This is a genomic window from Testudinibacter aquarius, from assembly GCF_004342725.1.
Taxonomy (GTDB): Bacteria; Pseudomonadota; Gammaproteobacteria; order Enterobacterales; family Pasteurellaceae; genus Chelonobacter; species Chelonobacter aquarius.
The window spans coordinates 17,144-37,011 of sequence record NZ_SMCP01000002.1 but is presented as its reverse complement, the minus strand read 5'-3'; the positions used below and the strand labels follow the sequence as shown (position 1 = coordinate 37,011).

General features: G+C 46.3%; 21 protein-coding genes and 1 riboswitch. Of the genes, 12 read left to right on the top strand and 9 right to left on the bottom strand.

All coding sequences use genetic code 11. From position 1 onward, the window contains the following. Positions 1 to 21 precede the first annotated feature (21 nt). Both EDC16_RS01880 and rplQ read left to right on the top strand, forming a co-directional pair. Complete coding sequence (locus EDC16_RS01880) at positions 22 to 1,011, top strand: DNA-directed RNA polymerase subunit alpha (protein WP_132964869.1); 990 nt, start codon at positions 22 to 24, stop codon at positions 1,009 to 1,011. A 40-nt stretch (positions 1,012 to 1,051) separates the two neighbouring features. Then, positions 1,052 to 1,441 carry a 50S ribosomal protein L17 gene (gene rplQ, locus EDC16_RS01875; protein ID WP_132964867.1) on the top strand — a complete coding sequence of 130 codons (390 nt, stop codon included), beginning with the start codon at positions 1,052 to 1,054 and terminating at the stop codon, positions 1,439 to 1,441. Between the two features lie 79 nt (positions 1,442 to 1,520). Here the strand turns inward: rplQ and EDC16_RS01870 are convergent, their stop codons facing one another. From EDC16_RS01870 to ubiK, 3 genes are read right to left on the bottom strand one after another with little or no spacing between them, the layout of a single operon-like run. Continuing rightward, positions 1,521 to 2,207 (bottom strand): metallophosphoesterase family protein, encoded by a 687-nt coding sequence (locus tag EDC16_RS01870; protein WP_132964865.1) that lies wholly within the window; start codon positions 2,205 to 2,207, stop codon positions 1,521 to 1,523. 2 nt (positions 2,208 to 2,209) lie between these two features. After that, positions 2,210 to 3,478, bottom strand: a complete 1,269-nt coding sequence (nadR, locus tag EDC16_RS01865; RefSeq protein ID WP_132964863.1) for a multifunctional transcriptional regulator/nicotinamide-nucleotide adenylyltransferase/ribosylnicotinamide kinase NadR — start codon at positions 3,476 to 3,478, stop codon at positions 2,210 to 2,212. A gap of 26 nt (positions 3,479 to 3,504) precedes the next feature. Beyond that, on the bottom strand, positions 3,505 to 3,795 hold the full coding sequence (ubiK, locus tag EDC16_RS01860) for a ubiquinone biosynthesis accessory factor UbiK (protein WP_132964861.1): 291 nt from the start codon (positions 3,793 to 3,795) through the stop codon (positions 3,505 to 3,507). A 127-nt stretch (positions 3,796 to 3,922) separates the two neighbouring features. Beyond that, positions 3,923 to 4,085, top strand: a riboswitch (FMN riboswitch). 128 nt (positions 4,086 to 4,213) lie between these two features. On the opposite strand from ubiK, the gene ribB reads away from it, so the two are divergent. The 5 genes from ribB (at position 4,214) to EDC16_RS01835 (ending at position 8,116) form a co-directional block, all read left to right on the top strand. After that, positions 4,214 to 4,870: a 3,4-dihydroxy-2-butanone-4-phosphate synthase gene (gene ribB, locus EDC16_RS01855; RefSeq protein WP_132964859.1), complete on the top strand. Its 657-nt coding sequence runs from the start codon at positions 4,214 to 4,216 to the stop codon at positions 4,868 to 4,870. Positions 4,871 to 4,943: 73 nt separating this feature from the next. Beyond that, positions 4,944 to 5,990 carry an extracellular solute-binding protein gene (locus EDC16_RS01850; RefSeq protein WP_132964857.1) on the top strand — a complete coding sequence of 349 codons (1,047 nt, stop codon included), beginning with the start codon at positions 4,944 to 4,946 and terminating at the stop codon, positions 5,988 to 5,990. 201 nt (positions 5,991 to 6,191) lie between these two features. Next, complete coding sequence (locus EDC16_RS01845) at positions 6,192 to 6,887, top strand: helix-turn-helix transcriptional regulator (RefSeq protein ID WP_132964854.1); 696 nt, start codon at positions 6,192 to 6,194, stop codon at positions 6,885 to 6,887. 87 nt (positions 6,888 to 6,974) lie between these two features. After that, positions 6,975 to 7,616 carry a glutathione S-transferase family protein gene (locus tag EDC16_RS01840; RefSeq protein ID WP_132964852.1) on the top strand — a complete coding sequence of 214 codons (642 nt, stop codon included), beginning with the start codon at positions 6,975 to 6,977 and terminating at the stop codon, positions 7,614 to 7,616. A gap of 62 nt (positions 7,617 to 7,678) precedes the next feature. After that, positions 7,679 to 8,116, top strand: a complete 438-nt coding sequence (locus EDC16_RS01835; RefSeq protein WP_132964850.1) for a GNAT family N-acetyltransferase — start codon at positions 7,679 to 7,681, stop codon at positions 8,114 to 8,116. On the opposite strand, the gene tusA is transcribed toward EDC16_RS01835, so the two are convergent. Then, complete coding sequence (gene tusA / locus EDC16_RS01830; protein ID WP_132964848.1) at positions 8,113 to 8,355, bottom strand: sulfurtransferase TusA; 243 nt, start codon at positions 8,353 to 8,355, stop codon at positions 8,113 to 8,115. The genes EDC16_RS01835 and tusA overlap by 4 nt on opposite strands. A 68-nt stretch (positions 8,356 to 8,423) precedes the next feature. On the opposite strand from tusA, the gene pepQ reads away from it, so the two are divergent. The 4 genes from pepQ to hemG are packed head-to-tail and all read left to right on the top strand — an operon-like array spanning position 8,424 to position 12,435. Continuing rightward, positions 8,424 to 9,755: a Xaa-Pro dipeptidase gene (gene pepQ / locus EDC16_RS01825; protein ID WP_132964846.1), complete on the top strand. Its 1,332-nt coding sequence runs from the start codon at positions 8,424 to 8,426 to the stop codon at positions 9,753 to 9,755. A gap of 30 nt (positions 9,756 to 9,785) precedes the next feature. Next, entirely contained in the window at positions 9,786 to 10,391 is a 606-nt protein-coding gene (locus tag EDC16_RS01820; protein WP_132964844.1) for an IMPACT family protein, read from the top strand. 24 nt (positions 10,392 to 10,415) lie between these two features. Beyond that, a complete protein-coding gene (locus EDC16_RS01815; RefSeq protein ID WP_132964842.1) occupies positions 10,416 to 11,879 on the top strand; it encodes a TrkH family potassium uptake protein in 1,464 nt (487 codons plus the stop codon). A 28-nt stretch (positions 11,880 to 11,907) separates the two neighbouring features. Further along, entirely contained in the window at positions 11,908 to 12,435 is a 528-nt protein-coding gene (gene hemG / locus EDC16_RS01810) for a menaquinone-dependent protoporphyrinogen IX dehydrogenase (protein ID WP_132964840.1), read from the top strand. A 367-nt stretch (positions 12,436 to 12,802) separates the two neighbouring features. Here hemG and EDC16_RS12790 read toward each other — a convergent pair whose 3' ends face one another. The 5 genes from EDC16_RS12790 to EDC16_RS01785 form a co-directional block, all read right to left on the bottom strand. Then, complete coding sequence (locus EDC16_RS12790; protein WP_232517151.1) at positions 12,803 to 13,201, bottom strand: GNAT family N-acetyltransferase; 399 nt, start codon at positions 13,199 to 13,201, stop codon at positions 12,803 to 12,805. Between the two features lie 385 nt (positions 13,202 to 13,586). Then, positions 13,587 to 15,050 carry a catalase gene (locus EDC16_RS01800; RefSeq protein WP_132964838.1) on the bottom strand — a complete coding sequence of 488 codons (1,464 nt, stop codon included), beginning with the start codon at positions 15,048 to 15,050 and terminating at the stop codon, positions 13,587 to 13,589. Between the two features lie 259 nt (positions 15,051 to 15,309). Then, positions 15,310 to 15,717 carry a DUF2251 domain-containing protein gene (locus tag EDC16_RS01795; RefSeq protein ID WP_132964836.1) on the bottom strand — a complete coding sequence of 136 codons (408 nt, stop codon included), beginning with the start codon at positions 15,715 to 15,717 and terminating at the stop codon, positions 15,310 to 15,312. Between the two features lie 90 nt (positions 15,718 to 15,807). Continuing rightward, positions 15,808 to 17,109, bottom strand: coding sequence for a phosphopyruvate hydratase (gene eno / locus EDC16_RS01790; RefSeq protein WP_132964834.1), 1,302 nt, complete (start codon positions 17,107 to 17,109; stop codon positions 15,808 to 15,810). Between the two features lie 141 nt (positions 17,110 to 17,250). Next, positions 17,251 to 18,882, bottom strand: coding sequence for a CTP synthase (locus EDC16_RS01785; protein ID WP_132964832.1), 1,632 nt, complete (start codon positions 18,880 to 18,882; stop codon positions 17,251 to 17,253). Positions 18,883 to 19,110: 228 nt separating this feature from the next. Between EDC16_RS01785 and EDC16_RS01780 the strand changes: the two genes are divergently transcribed. Then, positions 19,111 to 19,806: a 7-cyano-7-deazaguanine/7-aminomethyl-7-deazaguanine transporter gene (locus tag EDC16_RS01780; protein WP_132964830.1), complete on the top strand. Its 696-nt coding sequence runs from the start codon at positions 19,111 to 19,113 to the stop codon at positions 19,804 to 19,806. Positions 19,807 to 19,868 lie beyond the last annotated feature (62 nt).

Genomic DNA, 19,868 nt, shown 5'->3' with positions numbered 1-19,868 from the left:
TAGAAGCAAAGAGAGGATAAAATGCAGGGTTCTGTGACAGAATTTTTAAAGCCACATTTAGTTGATATCGAGCAAGTAAGCCCGACTCATGCTAAAGTGACCTTAGAACCGTTAGAACGTGGTTTCGGCCACACATTAGGTAATGCTTTGCGTCGTATTCTGTTGTCTTCCATGCCGGGTTGCGGCGTGACTGAGGTAGAAATTGACGGTGTATTACATGAATACAGCAGCAAAGAAGGCGTTCAAGAAGATATTCTGGAAGTGCTTCTAAACTTAAAAGGTCTAGCGGTTAAAGTACAGAATAAGGACGATGTGTTCCTGACTCTGAGCAAATCTGGAATCGGACCTGTTGTTGCTGGCGATATCACCCATGATGGGGATGTAGAGATTGTTAATCCTGAACATGTGATTTGTCATTTGACGGATGCAAACGCATCTATTAATATGCGAATTCGCGTACAGCGTGGTCGTGGCTATGTCCCGGCTTCTGCGCGTAAACATGTTCAAGACGAAGATCGTCCGATTGGTCGCCTGTTGGTTGACGCTTGTTACAGCCCGGTAGATCGCATTTCTTATAATGTGGAAGCTGCCCGTGTAGAACAACGTACCGATTTGGATAAATTGGTTATCGAAATGGAAACCAACGGCACTATCGATCCGGAAGAAGCCATTCGTCGTGCAGCAACAATTCTAGCAGAGCAACTTGATGCATTCGTTGATTTGCGTGATATCCGTCAACCTGAAATCAAAGAAGAAAAACCGGAGTTCGATCCGATTCTTCTGCGTCCTGTGGACGATTTAGAGTTGACAGTTCGTTCTGCTAACTGTTTGAAAGCAGAAACAATTCACTATATCGGTGATTTAGTCCAACGCACTGAAGTGGAGTTATTGAAAACACCTAATCTTGGTAAGAAATCACTTACTGAAATTAAAGATGTGTTGGCTTCACGCGGACTATCACTGGGTATGCGCCTTGAGAATTGGCCTCCGGCAAGTATTGCCGAAGACTAATTCCGGTATGGATTAAGATTTTTCTGAGAAGGATAAGGTCATGCGCCATCGTAAGAGTGGTCGTCAACTAAACCGTAATAGCAGTCATCGTCAAGCGATGTTCCGCAATATGGCAGGTTCTTTAGTTCGTCATGAGATCATCAAGACAACTTTACCTAAAGCGAAAGAATTACGTCGTGTAGTTGAGCCGTTAATTACTTTAGCTAAAGCAGACAGCGTTGCAAACCGCCGTTTAGCTTTTGCTCGTACTCGTGACAACGAAATCGTTGCGAAATTATTTAATGAATTAGGTCCACGTTTCGCTCAACGTGCCGGTGGTTACACCCGTATTTTGAAATGTGGTTTCCGTGCAGGTGACAACGCACCAATGGCTTACATTGAGTTGGTTGATCGTCCTGAAGTTACTGAAGAAGTAGCAGTTGCGGAATAATCATTATTGATTCAAGTATAAAAGCTCACCGATTGGTGAGCTTTTTTGTACTCGCTATTCAATGAGACAGACAACAAATTTACCGATCATCAACCCCCTGCAGCAAATATTGTCCCTCAATAGTCGCTAAACTACGAAAGCCGATATTAAAAATTTGATAGCAAGTGCGGTTGGCAAATGGGCTATAGTCAAAATTCTCATGATGATGGCCGTGGAAAATCTTTTTTATTCCCATTTTTTCAGCAAGTGTATTAATCACTTGAAAGCCGGATGGATGCGGTTTTGGGGCTTCATGGCAAATCAAGATATCAGCTTGCTGCTGTTCAAGCTGTTCAATATCAGATAAAAAGATCGAAGTGCGGTGGCGTAGTGGTAGCCCGCCTTGCCAAATTCTATCTTGCGGACAATATTGGCAAAAATGGATTGGATCAAAAAACAGTGGTTTATTCGGCGGCATCCAGATTTGTCCACGAAACACTCCGCCTAATCCAGCAATTTTAACCCCTTGAATCTCCACAACCCGTCCGTGCAAGTTGCGGGTTTTCCATTCGGTTCCCCACAGGGCTTGAAAAGCTGCAACGGTTTTGCTGTCGTGATTACCGTGAATAAACCATAGCTCGCAATATTGCGACAGTTTTTCTAAAATACTGCAATCGCTTAATTGAAGATCACCTAAGATAATCAACGCAATCTGCTCTTCCTGCTGTTGTAAAAAAGGGAAAAGATGTTCATAACTGCCATGGGGATCGCCGGCAAATAACAACATGGCTAGGGCTCCCTGTTGCTGTCTAGTTGCAAGCCCGGCAAATCTTCTTCATTCAGAATTTTCTCGACTATCTCTTTGGCAGCGTTATAACGTTCCAAATAACTGGGTGATTCAATTTCAATATAGGGCACTTTGTATTTTTCCAATAATTTTTTTAACAGCTCCTGAAAGCGTTGGCGCGATTTATGATCGCCGAGGCTGCGCAAACCGTCATCGACCCATTTGGTGTTGTTAGACAATAAAATAGTAATATCGAACGGATATTCTTTAATCATCGAATCTAAAAACGGATGTGCTTTGCCTTCATATTGAATACAAAATGCCTGAGTGGTAATAAAATCGGTGTCGATCAGTGCGATTTTATGCGCATGGCGCACCGCATAATCGACATAGCGCAAATGCCCGATAGCCATTAACGGATAATCGGAAAACTGCATTGCTTGTTCGTCCCCTCCCAGCTGTTCAAACACATATTCACGTCCATATTCCCATGCGGAAGTAGTATTGAATACCGTCGCCAGCTTATTGACCAATACACTTTTGCCACTGCTTTCACCGCCCAGTATGGTGATGGTTTTAGTAAAAAACGGGCGAACCTCTTTCGGGATAAATTTCCAGTAATGAAACGGGTGATTACGGATTTTAGTAGCGGAGACGTTGAAAAATTTACGCTCCGGATCAACTAAATTGACCTGTAAGCCTAAATATTTTTCATATGGTGCTTTGTCTTGTGGTTCACTGCTGAAGACAGTGGTCGGGGTTACGTTTTTATCCTGTAAAAGTTGTTTAACCCGCGCTGCCCATGCTTCCCAACCGTTGGGATAGCTTGGCAGACCGTCTTCAACCAAATGGTGGATAAAAATATGTTTTTGCTGATATTTAAAAATCTGCTGCATCCAGCGTAAGCGATCTTGTGCGGTCGGCATTTTTTTCATTTTGCTGTCGTAAAACAGCTTGAGATCACGCTCACTTTCGGTGCACACCACCACATGAATTTCATCGACTTTACTGAACGCTTCATAAATCATATTGATATGCCCGGTATGCACCGGATAAAATTTGCCGAAAATCACGCCGATTTTTTTATCTTCAAGCTCAGTAATATTCAACACTTTATGCAGCGCTTGCAGTTTAATTGCGCTAGGATTTTTGATTTTGCCGCTCACCAGTTGATTAAAGTAAGCGCGCGTAACACCTGCCTGTTCGCAAACTTCGGTGACCTTCAAATTCAGCTGTTTTCGTTTTTGCTGCAAGTAGGCAAATGTCATGATTTTGCTCCCGGATAAAAAGGTAATTGTTATTCTGCAGGTTGTGTGCTATCGACCGCACTTTGGGGGTTGTCGCTCAACAATTTGCTTTCCAACTCTTGTAAACGTTGCTCTAATACACCGAGTTTTTCACGAGTACGAATCAGCACCTGAGTTTGCACCTCAAAGTCTTCGCGCGTCACCACATCCAGTTTTGCTAATTGTGCTTGGATAACCTGTTTTACTTTAGCTTCCATATCACCGCCAAAATTTTTCACCCCTTGCGGCAAGGCATCATGAATTTGCTGGGCAAATTGTTCCAGTTTTTTAGGATTTAGCATACAGTGCTCCATCTTCAGATTGAATTATTAATAAATGTAGCATCTATTGTACGAAATGGGCTGATTAAAGGGAAACTTTTTTGCATCAACAGACTGGGCAGCAGGATTTTTTCAGCTATAATAAGCACGCAATTCTCAGGGCGGGGTGTAATTCCCCACCGGTGGTAAAAGTGCGGTTGTTTTTGCAACTTGCCTTAAGCCCACGAGCGCTCGCACTCTGTGTGCAAGGTCTAGCAGATTCGGTGTAAATCCGAAGCCGACAGTGACAGTCTGGATGGTAGAGAATGCGAGCGCTGCGAATCGTTTCGGCGGCGTTAGCTTTTGCTGTATTCAAACCGCACTTTATTGCTGTTTTAACAGTCTTCCATTGCCCTGATTCTGGTATTTAACTTATTTATCTTCATCAAAGGAAATTACTATGAGTCAGTCATTACTCACCCAATTTGGCGACAGCCAACAACGTGTTCTTGCCGCGATTGAAGCGTTTAAGCAAGGCAACGGCGTTTTAGTGTTAGACGATGAAAGCCGTGAAAACGAAGGCGATCTGATTTTTCCGGCTGAGACCATCACCACCGCACAAATGGCAAAATTAATTCGCTACGGCAGCGGCATTGTTTGTTTGTGTATTCCGCAAGAAACCTGCGACCGTTTGCAGTTACCACCCATGGTAACGGAAAACAGCAGCGTGAATAAAACCGCCTTCACTGTCACGATTGAAGCGGCACAAGGCGTATCCACCGGCGTTTCGGCAGCGGATCGTGTCACCACAATCAAAGCAGCAATCAATCCAAGTGCGGTTCCAGCAGATTTACATCGCCCTGGACATGTATTTCCATTAAGAGCGGCAGAAGGTGGCGTGTTGGCACGGCGCGGACATACCGAAGCTTCGGTTGATTTAGCACTGTTGGCAGGGTATCAACCGGCAGGGGTAATTTGTGAAATCACCAATGATGATGGTAGTATGGCGCGAGCAGCACAGATTATTGATTTTGCGCAGCAGCATGCTTATCCGGTGGTAACTATTGAAGATTTGGTAGAGTACCGTTTACAATGTGAGCAAGCCAAATCGGCTTAGGCGAAAAAGCAAAATACACAAGGGATACGACAACCGTCCCTGATATAATTATGTTGAGTTAAGGAACCAAACAATGAAAAAACTTTCGGCTCTTTTTACTGCCGCAACCATGCTGTTTGCTGTCAGCAATGCAGCGAAAGCAGATAACGACACGGTTTATCTTTACACTTGGACCGAATATGTGCCGAGTGGATTATTGGATAACTTTACCAAAGAAACCGGGATTAAGGTGATTGTTTCCAGTTTGGAATCAAACGAAACCATGTATGCCCGCTTGAAAACTTTGGGTAAAAACGGCGGTTATGACGTGATTGCACCGTCTAATTATTTTGTCTCCAAAATGCGTAAAGAAGGCATGCTGATGCCGTTGGATCACAGTAAGTTACCGGTTTTAAAAGAATTGGATCCGAATTTGCTGAACAAGCCTTATGATCCGAATAACCAATATTCGTTGCCGCAAATCCTCGGGGCGCCGGGCATTGCTTATAATCGTGATGCGGTAGATTCGAGCAAAATCAGCTCTTGGGGCGATTTGTGGAAGCCGGAATATAAAGATCAGCTCCAGTTGCTGGACGATGCGCGCGAGATTTTTAATATCGCGTTGTTGAAATTGGGACAGGATCCGAACACCACCGATCCGGCGGTGATCAAACAAGCCTATGAAGAGTTGTTGAAATTGCGTCCGAATGTACTAGCGTTCAGCTCGGACAATCCGGCGAATGCGTTTGTTGCCGGAGAAGTGGATCTGGGCATGTTGTGGAACGGCTCGGCGTATATTGCGCGCAAAGACGGTGCGCCGATCGATCTGCTGTGGCCAAAAGAGGGTCCGGTGTTATGGGTGGATACCTTAGCCATTCCAACCACTTCACAAAATCCGGATGGCGCACATAAGTTGATTAACTACCTGTTAAGTGCCGAAGTGGCGAAAGAGTTAGCCTTGGAAATCGGCTACCCAACCCCGAACTTGGAAGCACAAAAATTGCTACCGGCGGAAATGGTCAACGATAGCTCGTTGTATCCACCGGCGGAAATCCTGCAAAAAAGCTACTGGCAAGATGATGTCGGCGACGCTGCCATTATCTACGAAAACTACTATCAGCAGTTGAAAGTGGCGAAGTAAGAATCTGATTTAGACAAAGTTATTTTTTTAAAGGGCGGATGCAATCCGCTCCTACAAGAAAAATAAAATTTCATTAAAATTCAAATGATTAAGGTTTTTAATGTAGGGGCGGATTGAATCCGCCCATTGAGATCTCAGGTTTGTCAACAAACTGAAGTGCGGTCTAACCGCACTTTTGTTTATCTGGCATAAGGCAATGTCATGTCGAAAAGTGAGCGTTTGTTTACCCTATTACAGATTTTGCGTGGGCATAAATACCCGCTCACCGGCGTGGTTCTGGCGCAAAAATTAAATATCAGTTTGCGCACGCTGTATCGGGATATCGACAGCTTGCGCGCACAAGGCGCCAATATTGAAGGTGAGGCGGGTATTGGTTATCTGCTGCGCAAAGAGTTTGAACTGTCGAAACTGATGTTGACAGAAAGTGAAATCGAAGCGTTAGTGCTGGGCATGCGTTGGGTCAAACGCTATGCCGACAGCGAACTGAGCCAAGCGGCACAAAATGGCTTGAGTAAAATTTCAGCCTTATTGCCACCGCACTTATCACAACAGTTGCAAAACAGCGCACTGTTTATTGCCAGCTGCAACAATCCGGCAACGTTTTTGGATGGCATTTTTATCAAATTGCGCCATGCGATTCAGCAACAACTGAAAGTGAAACTCACCTACCGTGATGAAAAACAACAGTCTTCGCAACGTATCATTTATCCGTTCGCTATCGGTTTTTTTGAACAGACGCAACTGGTTGCCGCTTGGTGTGAATTGCGCCAAGCGTTTCGCCATTTCCGTCCCGATAGGATTCTTGCAATTGAATTGAGTGACGAACAATACCAACCGGACCGCACTTTGCTGTTGCAGCGCTGGCAAAAAACTTTTGGTGACTGTACTCGTGGCTAACAGACCCTAAACACTGCTGACAAAAACTGTCATACGCTTCGGTTATATTGAGCTTGCAATCAAACAATCATTGAATAAAAGGAGATTATGATGTCATCACTAACCTTATACACCCACCCGATGTCGCGTGGACGAACAGCCCGCTGGATGTTGGAAGAGATCGGCGTACCTTATGAAAGCGTGGCCTTTTCTGATTTCACCGGCGCCATGAAAGCCGCTGACTATCTGGCGATTAACCCGATGGGCAAAGTGCCGGCGTTGAAGCACGGCGATACGGTGATCACCGAATGTGCGGCGATCTGCGCTTATCTTGCCGATGCGTTTCCGCAAAAAGGCTTAGCACCGGCGCTGAATGATCCACAGCGCGGCGTATATTACCGCTGGCTGTTTTTTGCCGCCGCTCCGCTAGAAGCGGCGATGATGGAAGTCGCTTTGCAACTGCAACCGAAAGAGAGCGACCGTACCGCATTGGGTTACGGCAATTTGCCGTTGTGTTTGAATACCCTCGAACAGACGTTGCAACAACATGACTTTTTGTGTGGCAACCGTTTTAGCGCCGCCGATTTATACCTTGCCGAATTATTGGATTTCGGGATTCATGCGGTCAAAGTCATCGAAGCCAAACCGATTTTCACCGACTACACTGCCCGCCAACAAGCCCGTGAAAGCTATGCCCGCGCAACAAAAATTGACGATGATTTGTTTGCGAAAATCAGTGCGAACGGGTAAATTGATATTCTTATTCAATCTAAAGTGCGGTCTGACCGCACTTTGTCATTTCAGGAGCCACTATGATCCACGCCAGTTGGACAAACTCATTACAAGATGCCGTTTATTTAGACGGTTTGCAGATTCGCAAACGTGTTTTTGTGGAGGAGCAGGGGTTCTCCATTGAGATTGAAATTGATGAATTCGAAGCGCAATGCGAATACCTGACGCTTTACAGCGCTGACAACCAAGCACTGGCAACCGCGCGGATTTATCCGTATGCCGAGGGCGTGTATAAATTACAGCGGATTGCGGTATTACAATCGCAGCGCGGTAAGAAACTGGGCGAGCGTTTGATGTTAGAGATGGAAAAGCGAGTGAAAGCGTATGGTAGCCGACGAGCGATTTTAGGGGCACAGGATTCGGCAATTGCGTTTTATCAAAAGTGCGGTTATCAGGTCTATGGCGACGGCTATGAAGAAGAAGGCGTGCCGCATCATATGATGGAGAAACGACTTTAGTTTTTTCCCTTCTGTACCCAATACCGATAAGGCGCAACCGCACTTTCACTGTGTAGCAGAGTGTGATCCATAAATTGGCAAAAGCTCGGAATATCGCGGGTGGTTGCGGGGTCGTCAGCGATCACTAACAGCACCTCGCCATCCTGCATATGGCGGATGGCTTTGCGTACCAACATCACCGGTTCCGGACAGCGCAATCCCAAGGTGTCTAAGGTTTCACTAATTTCGATTTGATTCATAAATTTTTACTTATTTGTTTGTGTTAGGCGATATAATAGCGCAGATAGCCTCATTTTAGGAGTTTTTGATGTCGAATTCGCAGCCATTGCTTTTCCAACAACATTTACACAGTCTGCAAAATGTTGTGCAGGATATTTTGCAAACCAACCATGCCGACGGGATTTGGATTTATGCCGGGCAGGAACAGTGCTATTTTTTGGACGATCAGACCAAACCGTTTAAAATCAATCCGTTGTTTAATTATTTTGTGCCGCATCCGCAAGCCAGCGGTAGTTGGCTATATCTGGACGGTGTCAACAAACCGCACTTGTATTTCTATCAGCCTGACGATTATTGGTATTTGCACCAGCCTGCACCGCAAGCATTCTGGACAGAAGAATTTCAATGGACGATTTTAAAACACGCCGATGAGATCAAAACCTATCTTGGTGATCCGCAGCATAGTTTGTATTTCGGGGAAGAAGTGCGGTTGGCAGAGGCGCTGGGCTTTCGCCAAATCAATCCGCAAAAAGCACTAAATTATCTGCATTATCAACGCAGTATCAAAACCGAATACGAAATTGCCTGTATATACCAAGCGCAATTTGCCGCCTTAAAAGGACATCAGGCAGCGCAAGCCGCTTTCTTCGATGGGCAATCGGAATTTGAGATCAACTTGGCGTATCTGCAAGCCAGCCAACAATCGGATTTGAATGTGCCCTACGCCAATATCGTGGCAATCAACCAACATAGTGCGGTGCTGCATTACACCGCATTGCAACAGCAAAATCCAGCGCAGCGCTTGAGTTTCTTGCTCGATGCCGGTGCCAGTCATTTGGGCTATGCTTCGGATATTACCCGCAGTTACAGCGTTGACCCCAATGATGAATTTGCGGAAATGATTCGGGTGTTGGAACACAATAAGCTGGCACTGATTGAACAAATGCAAGTGGGGTATAATTACCTGAGTTACCATACCATGATGCAGCAGATGATCGCGCAAATGCTACAGGATTTTGAGCTGGTGCAGTTGCCGGCGGAGCAGATTTTTGAGGAAGGGATTAACCGCAGTTTCTTTCCGCACGGATTGGGGCATTTTTTGGGGTTGCAGGTGCATGATGTGGCGGGTTTTCAGCAGAATCGGCGCGGTACGCACAAAGCGCCGCCGGAGGTTTATCCAAGTTTGCGTTGCACCCGCACTTTAGCGCCGAATATGGTGCTGACGGTCGAGCCGGGGCTGTATTTTATTCCGCTGTTGTTGCAGCGGTGGCGTAATCACCCGCTTGGCAAACGTTTTAACTGGCAAAAAATCGAGCATTTTATCGCCTATGGCGGCATTCGCACTGAAGATAATATTGTGATCAGGGCGAACGGTGCAGAAAATCTGACACAACAGGCGTTGACCGCACTTGGCGGCTAATGCTTTACAAACAGAGTTGAAACAGCAACAATGCGTTATTTGATACCCGAAAGTGCGGTCGAGTTTAGCGAAGAGATTAAAAAAAGCCGTTTTATCACCTATCTGCAAGCAACGTCGGGCATCGAACAGGCGAAGGCGTTTTGGCAGCAGTTGAAACAGCAGCATCCGAACGCCCGTCATCACTGTTGGGCAGCCGTAGCAGGCAGACCAAACGATTCGCAGCAGTTGGGCTTTTCCGACGACGGCGAGCCGTCCGGCACCGCAGGCAAGCCGATGTTGAATGTGCTGCTCGGCAGTGGCATCGGCGAGATAAGTGCGGTGGTGGTGCGTTATTACGGCGGCATTCAACTCGGCACCGGCGGTTTGGTGCGTGCCTACGGCAATGGCGTGCAACAGGCGTTGAAATTGCTCAACACCCTAGAAAAAATCGAACGCCAAGCCTTTGCGCTCCGCTGTGATTACGAACAAATCAAGCTGGTGCAGCAATTGGTGAAACAGTATCAAGTCGAGATTATCGAACAGCAATTCGCACAGCGGATTGAATTACGGCTGGCAATCGATGAAGAGCAGTTTGCTGAATTCAGCCAAGCGCTGTACAACCGTAGCGGCGGCAGTTTAACCTTAACAGCGAACTAACAGTAAAGTAAAAGAGAAAATAGCGTGCATATACAGTCAATTATTCGCATTGTCGGAATTTTAGTGATGTGCTTTTCGCTCACCATGCTGGCGCCGGCGTTGATTGCGTTGCTCTATGCGGACGGTGGTGGCAGTGCGTTTGTGAAAACCTTTTTTATCACATTGGCAAGCGGGGCGCTATTGTGGTGGTCAACTCACACGCACAAACAAGAATTGCGTTCGCGCGAAGGTTTTTTGATCGTGGTGCTATTTTGGGTGGTGCTGGGCAGTGTCGGTGCGTTGCCGTTTTTACTGTTTGACTCGCCGCAGTTGAATGTGGCGAATGCGTTTTTCGAATCCTTTTCCGGTTTAACCACCACCGGCGCTACGGTGATTGTCGGCTTGGACAGCTTGCCCAAAGCCATTCTGTTCTACCGTCAAATGTTACAGTGGTTGGGCGGCATGGGGATCATCGTGTTGGCGGTGGCGATTATTCCGTTATTGGGCATCGGCGGCATGCAGCTGTATCGCGCCGAAATGCCAGGGCCGCTGAAAGAACAAAAAATGCGTCCGCGCATTGCTGAAACCGCCAAAGCGTTGTGGGTGATCTACTCCACCTTGACCCTGTTGTGTGCAGTGGCGTATTGGTTGGCAGGAATGAACCTGTTTGATGCGCTCAGTCACAGCTTTTCCACGATTTCCATCGGCGGTTTTTCCACCCATGATGCCAGTCTCGGTTATTTCAACAGCACCACGATTAACCTGATTGCCGCGGTGTTTTTGTTTATCTCCGGCTGTAACTTCGCGCTGCATTTTTCCGCCTATTTTGAATTGGGTAAAAGCAATATTTTCAAACTCTATTTCACCGATCCGGAATTTAAAGCCTTTTTGTTTATTCAATTGAGCTTGGTGGTGATTTGTACGGTCAGTCTGGTCAGTTACAGCCATTTTACCGATAGCAAGGAAGCGCTGGAGCATGCTTTGTTGCAATCAGTGTCGATCTCGACTACGGCAGGTTTCACCACTTCCTCGTTTGACAGCTGGCCTTCGTTTCTGCCGATGTTGTTATTAATGACCTCGTTTATCGGCGGTTGTGCCGGTTCGACGGGTGGCGGTTTGAAGGTGATTCGGGTGTTGTTATTGTTTGTGCAAGGCAAGCGCGAGATGAACCGTTTGGTGCATCCAAATATCGTACAGCCGATCAAATTGGGCGATCGGGTGTTGTCGGAGCGGATTATTCAAGGGATTTGGGCGTTTTTTTCTGCTTATTTACTGATCTTTATTCTGTGCCTGCTGGCGGTGATTGCCTGCGGAGTGGAGAGCTTTGATGCCTTTAATGCGGTGGTTGCCTGTTTAAACAATCTCGGACCGGGCTTGGGCAGTATCAGCAGCAACTTTGTTACCATTCCCGACGGTGCAAAATGGATTCTGACTTTCGCTATGATCTGCGGACGGTTGGAAGTATTTACCTTACTGGTGTTGTTCACACCGGTATTTTGGAAAAGCTAAAAATAGTGAAAAAGAGCGACTATTATTGATGAAAACCTTGATTATTTATGCCTCCGTTGACGGGCAAACCCAAAAAATTGCACAGGCCATAGCGACTGAAATACAAAACCAAGATCAAAGTGCGGTGGTCAATTTAGCCGCACTCGCCGCCGCCGAGCAGCAGGATTTGGCGCAGTACGATCAGATTATCATCGGTGCTTCAATTCGTTACGGGCATTTTAATAAAACCTTAGAACCTTATATCGCACGCTATGCAGAGTTGTTAAATCGTAAAAAAACGGCATTCTACAGTGTGAATCTCACGGCGCGCAAAGCGGATAAAAATACGCCTGAAACCAATGCCTACACACGCAAATTGTTACAACGCATCGACTGGCAGCCAACGCAAAGTGCGGTTTTCGCTGGCGCATTGCGTTATCCTCAATACCGTTTTTTTGATCGTTTTATGATTCGTCTCATCATGAAAATCACCGGTGGCGAAACCGACACCAGCAAAGAGGTGGAATATACTGATTGGGAAAAAGTGGCGGAGTTTGCGCAGCGTTTTAAATCATAGCAATAATTCCTTCGCCCCTTGTGGGAGAAGGACAGATTTTTGCTTCGTTCAGAAGCGAAAATCAGGATGAGGGGGCAGGGTGCAGTGCTGTGATCTGATATCTCACCCTCATCCGCCCTTCGGGCACCTTCTCCCATCAAGGGAGAAGGAAGTAGTGTGCTTGCAACCGACTGGTAAACACTGGAACGTAGTTGTTAGAATTCCGTCTCCCCTTGTGGGAGAAGGATAGATTTTTGCTTCGTTTAGAAGCAAAAATCAGGATGAGGGGGCAGGGTGCAGTGCTGTGATCTGATATCTCACCCTCATCCGCCCTATCGGGCACCTTCTCCCATCAAGGGAGAAGGGAATATTGAATTTAATTATTGTGTTAAAAATGCCGCAACGGTTGGCGTTGCTGACCTTGTTGATTAAAATTATCAGCAGCTAAATAACGGGTGAATGCGGTTTTGAGTGGTAGCCATTCTTCAGCAATAATCGAAAACCAAGCGGTATCGCGATTTCGACCTTTATACACCACGGCATTGCGGAACGTCCCTTCATACTGGAAGCCTAAACGGGCTGCGGCGTGGCGTGAGCGTTGGTTTAGCGCATCGCATTTCCATTCATAACGGCGGTATTGCAGGGCGTCGAAGACATACTGCATCAGCAAAAATTGCGCTTCGGTGGGGGTTTTGCTGCGTTTTAATAAATCTGAATAAATCACCCAGCCCATTTCTATGCTACGGTGGTGGCGATCAATCCGCATTAAGGCGAATGTGCCTAACACTTGTCGGCTGCGGGGTTATAAAATCACAAAATAGTAAGGATCTGACGATTCCGCCCATTGGCGCAGCAAAAACCGCACTTGCTGTGGTTTATCAAACGGTTCGAGTGACAGATAAGTCCAATCCGCTGCTTGGGTGTGTTGCAGGTAACACTCACAAATCGCCTCGTTATGCCGTTCATAATCAAGCTGCTTGATAGTACAATCTTCCCTGCTTAACTACGTGATATCCGGCATTGCGCCGCGAGTCATATTTTCTACCGCATCGCCAATGGCTTGGTTGAATTGGTTGTAACGCATAGGATTTCCTTTCGCAAGTCTTAAGCAATAAAAAAAACGGTCCAAATTCGCACTTGGACCGTTTGACTGAATTACAACCAATTTTTGATTATAACCCTAATGCTTTTTTCACACCTGCGCCGTATGCAGGGTCACATTTGGTGCAGTTGTCGATGTGGCGCTGTTTGATGAAGTCAGGCGCATCCCCCATCGCACGTGCGGTGTTGTCGAATAACACTTGTTGTTGTTCAGGTGTCATCAAACGGAACAGTTCACGTGGTTGGCTGAAATAGTCGCTGTCATCTTCACGATAATCCCAGAAATCCGCATCACCGGTGATTTTCAATGGTGGTTCTTTGTATTGCGGTTGTTCTTGCCAGTAACCGAAGCTGTTCGGCTCATAGTGCGGTGCGCTGCCGTAGTTGGCATCAACGCGACCTTGACCGTCGCGGTGGTTGCTGTGTACTGGGCAACGTGGCTTGTTCACCGGAATTTGGGTGAAGTTCACGCCTAAACGGTAGCGTTGTGCGTCAGCATAGTTGAACAAACGGGCTTGTAACATACGGTCTGGTGATACGCTGATGCCTGGGACTAAGTTACTTGGTGCGAATGCAGATTGCTCCACGTCTAAGAAGAAGTTTTCCGGATTGCGGTTCAATTCGAACTCGCCCACTTCGATTAACGGATAATCCGCTTTCGGCCACACTTTGGTTAAGTCAAACGGGTGGTAAGACACTTTTTCCGCATCGGCTTCCGGCATGATTTGTACGAACATCGTCCATTTCGGGAAGTCGCCGCGTTGAATCGCTTCATATAAGTCTTTTTGGTGACTTTCACGATCTTCACCAACTAATGCTTGTGCTTCTGCGTCAGTCAGATTTTTGATGCCTTGTTGGGTTCTGAAATGGAATTTCACCCAGAAACGCTCGTTATCGCTGTTGATAAAGCTGTAAGTGTGCGAACCGAAACCGTGCATATGGCGGTAGCTCGCTGGAATACCACGATCACTCATTACGATGGTAACTTGGTGGAAAGCTTCCGGTAACAAAGTCCAGAAATCCCAGTTGTTGGTAGCAGAACGCATATTGGTGCGTGGATCGCGTTTCACCGCTTTATTTAAATCCGGGAATTTACGTGGATCGCGTAAGAAGAATACCGGCGTGTTATTACCCACCATATCCCAGTTACCTTCTTCGGTGTAGAATTTCAGGGCGAAACCGCGAATATCGCGCTCGGCATCGGCGGCACCGCGCTCACCGGCTACGGTGGTGAAACGGGCAAACATCTCGGTTTTTTTACCGATTTCGCTGAAGATTTTAGCGCGAGTATATTGGGTGATGTCGTGAGTGACGGTGAACGTACCGAACGCACCGGAACCTTTGGCGTGCATACGGCGCTCAGGAATCACTTCACGTACGAAATTAGCTAATTTTTCATTTAACCATAAATCTTGTGCCAACAACGGGCCGCGCGGGCCGGCAGTCATACTGTTTTGGTTGTCAACTACCGGAGCACCGCCATTAGTGGTTAAATGGCTGTGCGCATAAGGGCATTTTTGATCTTCTTGACTCATTGTGTATATCCTTTTAAGTAAACGTTGTTAGGATTAAGTAGTACAGCAACGCACTTTAGCAGTACGATTACCCAGTATAGTAGCAAGAAAGATCAAAATAATCTTATATGGATTTGATAGTGCAGGGCTATTGTTTGATTTAGATCAATTTGCAAAATCTAACAAAAATGAGAGCCATTATAGTTTAAATTTTATACAAAATCGAAAGTGCGGTCAATAATGCAGCCAAACCGCACTTTGCATAGCATTTCACGCCATATTATGCGTTCAGCCATTGCTGTACTAATTCATCATTAATTTCTTTGCGAGACCACAGACTGCCGAATTCCGGCTCAGGAAATTTGCTGTGGTTGTAAGCGATTAATTTAACAAAATCAAAGGCAGCATGTGGATAATCATTGATGAGCAACAGCACAAAGTTACCGTCTTCTGACCAGCAGATTTGCAGTTTGCGCGCCGTCTCTTTTTCATCGACGGCACTGGTATTATAAATGTGTAGTGCATCGACAATCGGCATAGCTGCTTGACGTGTGTCGAGGGCATAAAAATAGCCGGTTTCGCCGTCGTCTTCAAACATCACCGAAAGATAGTCGTGCCGAGTCGAGGGAGAACCCAGTTGAGTTGCTTGCCCGATAATCAGTTGAGCTTCAAGGGTTAAATAGAACATAGGTATTCCTCAATATCGCAGGTTTAGATCGTAAAAAAGGTTGTCTGAATCGCTTCAAACAACCTTTTCTTCATTCAGCTAAGGCAAGAATTATGCTTGGCCTTTCACTTCTTTCAAACCGTTGAATGGGGCTTTCGCACCTAACGCTTCTTCGATACGGATCAATTGGTTGTATTTAGCAACACGGTCAGAACGGCTCATGGAACCGGTTTTGATTTGACCTGCTGCCGTACCCACCGCTAAATCGGCGATGGTTGCATCTTCGGTTTCGCCTGAACGGTGAGAGATCACCGCAGTATAACCTGCATCTTTCGCCATTTTGATCGCCGCCAAAGTCTCGGTCAAAGAACCGATTTGGTTGAATTTGATCAAAATAGAGTTGGCGATACCTTTGTCGATCCCTTCTTTCAGGATTTTGGTGTTGGTTACGAACAGATCGTCACCCACCAATTGCACGCGGTCGCCCAATACTTTAGTTTGGTAAGCGAAGCCTTCCCAGTCAGACTCGTCTTGACCATCTTCGATAGAAACAATCGGATAGGCTTTGGTCAGCTCTTCTAAGTAGTGAGTGAACTCTTGAGAAGTGAAGGTTTTGCCTTCGCCTTTCATTTCATAGTTGCCGGTTTCTTTGTTGTAGAACTCGGAAGAGGCACAGTCCATCGCTAAGGTTACGTCTTTGCCTAACACATAACCCGCTTTTTCTACCGCTTCTTTGATACACGCCAACGCATCAGCGTTAGACGCCAAGTTAGGCGCGAAACCACCTTCATCACCCACTGCTGTATTCAAACCTTTGCCTTTCAATACTTTAGCCAAGTTGTGGAACACTTCCGCACCGATACGCAATGCTTCACGCAAGGTTTTCGCGCCAACCGGTTGAATCATAAACTCTTGAATATCGACGTTGTTGTCGGCGTGTTCACCACCGTTGATGATGTTCATCATTGGCAATGGCATAGAGTAAACACCCGGGGTACCGTTCAATTCAGCGATGTGAGCGTACAGTGGTAAGCCTTTAGATGCAGCAGCAGCTTTAGCATTTGCCAAAGAAACCGCCAAAATCGCGTTAGCACCAAATTTAGATTTGTTTTCTGTACCATCCAAGTCGATCATGATCTGGTCGATTTCTGCTTGGTTGGTCGCATCTTTGCCGACAACTGCTGCGGCAATCGGTCCGTTTACTGCTTCAACCGCTTTCAGCACACCTTTACCCAAGAAACGGGATTTGTCGCCGTCACGCAGTTCCAACGCTTCGCGGGAACCGGTAGATGCACCAGATGGTGCAGCTGCCAAACCGACGAAACCGCCTTCCAAATGCACTTCAGCTTCAACGGTTGGGTTTCCGCGAGAATCGATAATTTCACGACCAATTACTTTAACAATTTTTGCCATTGTATTTTCCTCTTGTGATTAAATTGAAATCAGTACTAAAAATCTATGCTATATACTAAAGCGATTTAATTTATTTGTCTTGTAAAAAGTGCAGGAATGTTGTTTCCTGCACTGAATTATTTTTTTATTTTAACAAATAAATTACTTTTTCTGATGTTCTTTCGCAGCTTTAACAAATCCGCTAAATAACGGGTGTCCGTCACGCGGGGTGGAGGTAAATTCCGGGTGGAACTGCGCTGCCACAAACCACGGGTGATTTGGGATTTCGATGATTTCCACCAGTTTTTTATCCGCCGACAAGCCGCTGACTTTCAGGCCGGCAGCCTCAATTTGCGGCAGCAGGTTGTTATTGACTTCATAACGATGGCGGTGGCGTTCTTCAATGGTTGCTGCGCCGTAGATTTCACGCGCTTGAGTGCCGTCGATCAAATGGCATTGTTGCGCACCCAACCGCATGGTACCACCGAGATCTGACGTTTCGGTACGGGTTTCCAGTTTTCCTTCGGCGTCTTGCCATTCAGTAATCAAGCCGACCACCGGATATGGGCTGTTTTTATCAAATTCAGTCGAATTTGCGTCGGTTAAGCCGGCAACATTGCGCGCATATTCGATCAAAGCAACCTGCATACCGAGGCAAATACCCAAATACGGAATGTTATTCTCACGTGCGTATTGTGCAGTCATGATTTTGCCTTCTACGCCACGGTAGCCGAAGCCGCCCGGCACTAAGATGCCGTCCAGTCCTTTCAGCAGATCGGTGCCTTTTGATTCTACATCTTGTGAATCAATGTATTTGATATTAACGGTTAAACGGTTGCTGAGACCGGCGTGTTTCAGCGCTTCATTCACTGATTTATAGGCGTCCGGCAGTTCGATATATTTGCCGACCATACCGATAGTGACATCGCCGTTGCTTGGATTGCTTTCGCGATACAGCACTTGTTCCCATTCGCTTAAATCGGCTTCCGGACAGTCAAAATGGAAGCGTTGGCAGATGTACTGATCTAAGCCTTGTGATTTCAGCATTGCCGGAATCTGATAAATTGAACTGACGTCTTTTAATGACACCACCGCTTTTTCAGGCACGTTACAGAACAATGCGATTTTAGCGCGTTCGTTTGCCGGAATGCTGCGATCAGAACGGCAGATCAAAATATCCGGCTGAATCCCGATGGAGAGCAACTCTTTCACCGAGTGTTGGGTCGGTTTGGTTTTCAGCTCGCCGGCGGCGGCAATATACGGTACTAGCGTCAGGTGCATAAATAAAGTGCGTTCGCGTCCGACTTGCACCGCCAATTGGCGTAACGCTTCTAAAAACGGCAGTGACTCGATATCACCGACGGTACCGCCCACTTCGACAATCGCCACATCATGGTCGGCTGAGCCATCAATCACACGGGCTTTGATTTCATTGGTAATATGCGGAATCACCTGAATGGTGGCGCCTAAATAGTCGCCACGACGCTCTTTGCGCAACACTTCGGAATAGATTTTACCGGTGGTGAAGTTATTGCGTTTGGTCATTTTGGTGCGGATAAACCGCTCATAATGCCCCAAATCCAGATCGGTTTCGGCGCCGTCTTGGGTCACAAACACTTCACCGTGTTGAATCGGGCTCATTGTGCCGGGGTCAACGTTGATGTAGGGATCCAGTTTCATCATGGTCACGTTCAGACCACGCGCTTCTAAAATTGCTGCAAGTGATGCCGCTGCAATACCTTTACCGAGGGAAGATACTACACCGCCCGTCACAAAAATATAATTGGTCGCCATTTGAAATCCAGTTTGTATATGAAATGATGATGGAAAGAATAAAAAATCTTATCAGGACGGGAGAATAGTCTATATCAAAGTGCGGTCGAACTCAATTGTTGATTGTGATATTTAAATCGTGGTGAGGCTTGCGTTTTAAAGAAAAATCCGTATCATCACCGCTCTTTTATGATTTAATCGCAATATTTGGGTTCCCTCGCCCCCAAACACAAACAAAAAGGTAGCAATATGTTTTCCACTTCTGCGCTGTTTAATACGCAACAAAAACGCAATGCGTTAATTATCTTGAGTTTTTTCCATATTCTGATCATCACCGCCAGCAACTATTTGGTGCAGTACGCCTTTGAAGTGCGGTTGCCGTTCAGTGATTTTAGTTTTCATACGACTTGGGGCACGTTAACCTTCCCATTTATTTTCTTGGCGACCGATCTCACGGTGCGGGTATTTGGGGCCAAAGAAGCGCGCCAGATTATTTTTGTGGTGATGATTCCGGCGTTGATCATCAGCTATCTGGTGTCCACCCTATTTGTCGATCAGCAATTTCAAGGGCTAGCTGCACTGGGTGAGTTTAATCTGTTTGTGTTCCGGATTGCGATCGCCAGCTTTGCCGCTTATGTGTTCGGGCAGTTATTAGATGTGTTAGTCTTCAATCGCTTACGCCAATTAAAAACCTGGTGGATAGCGCCCAGTTGCTCGATGACTTTCGGCAGTGCCTGCGACACCTTAATGTTTTTTGCGATTGCGTTTTACCAAAGCAGCGATCCGTTTATGGCGGAAAACTGGTTTGCGCTTGGTGTGGTGGACTATCTGTTCAAAATGTTTGTCGGCTTACTATTCTTCGTCCCGGCTTACGGCGTGGTGCTGAATATTATTTTGAAAAAGCTACGCCAACTTGCTGATGTGCGTGAACCGCACTTTAATTAACCGTCTTTCTTGAAAGTAAGCCAAGTGGTTCAGTAAGCAATTATTGAATTGTGTATTAAAAT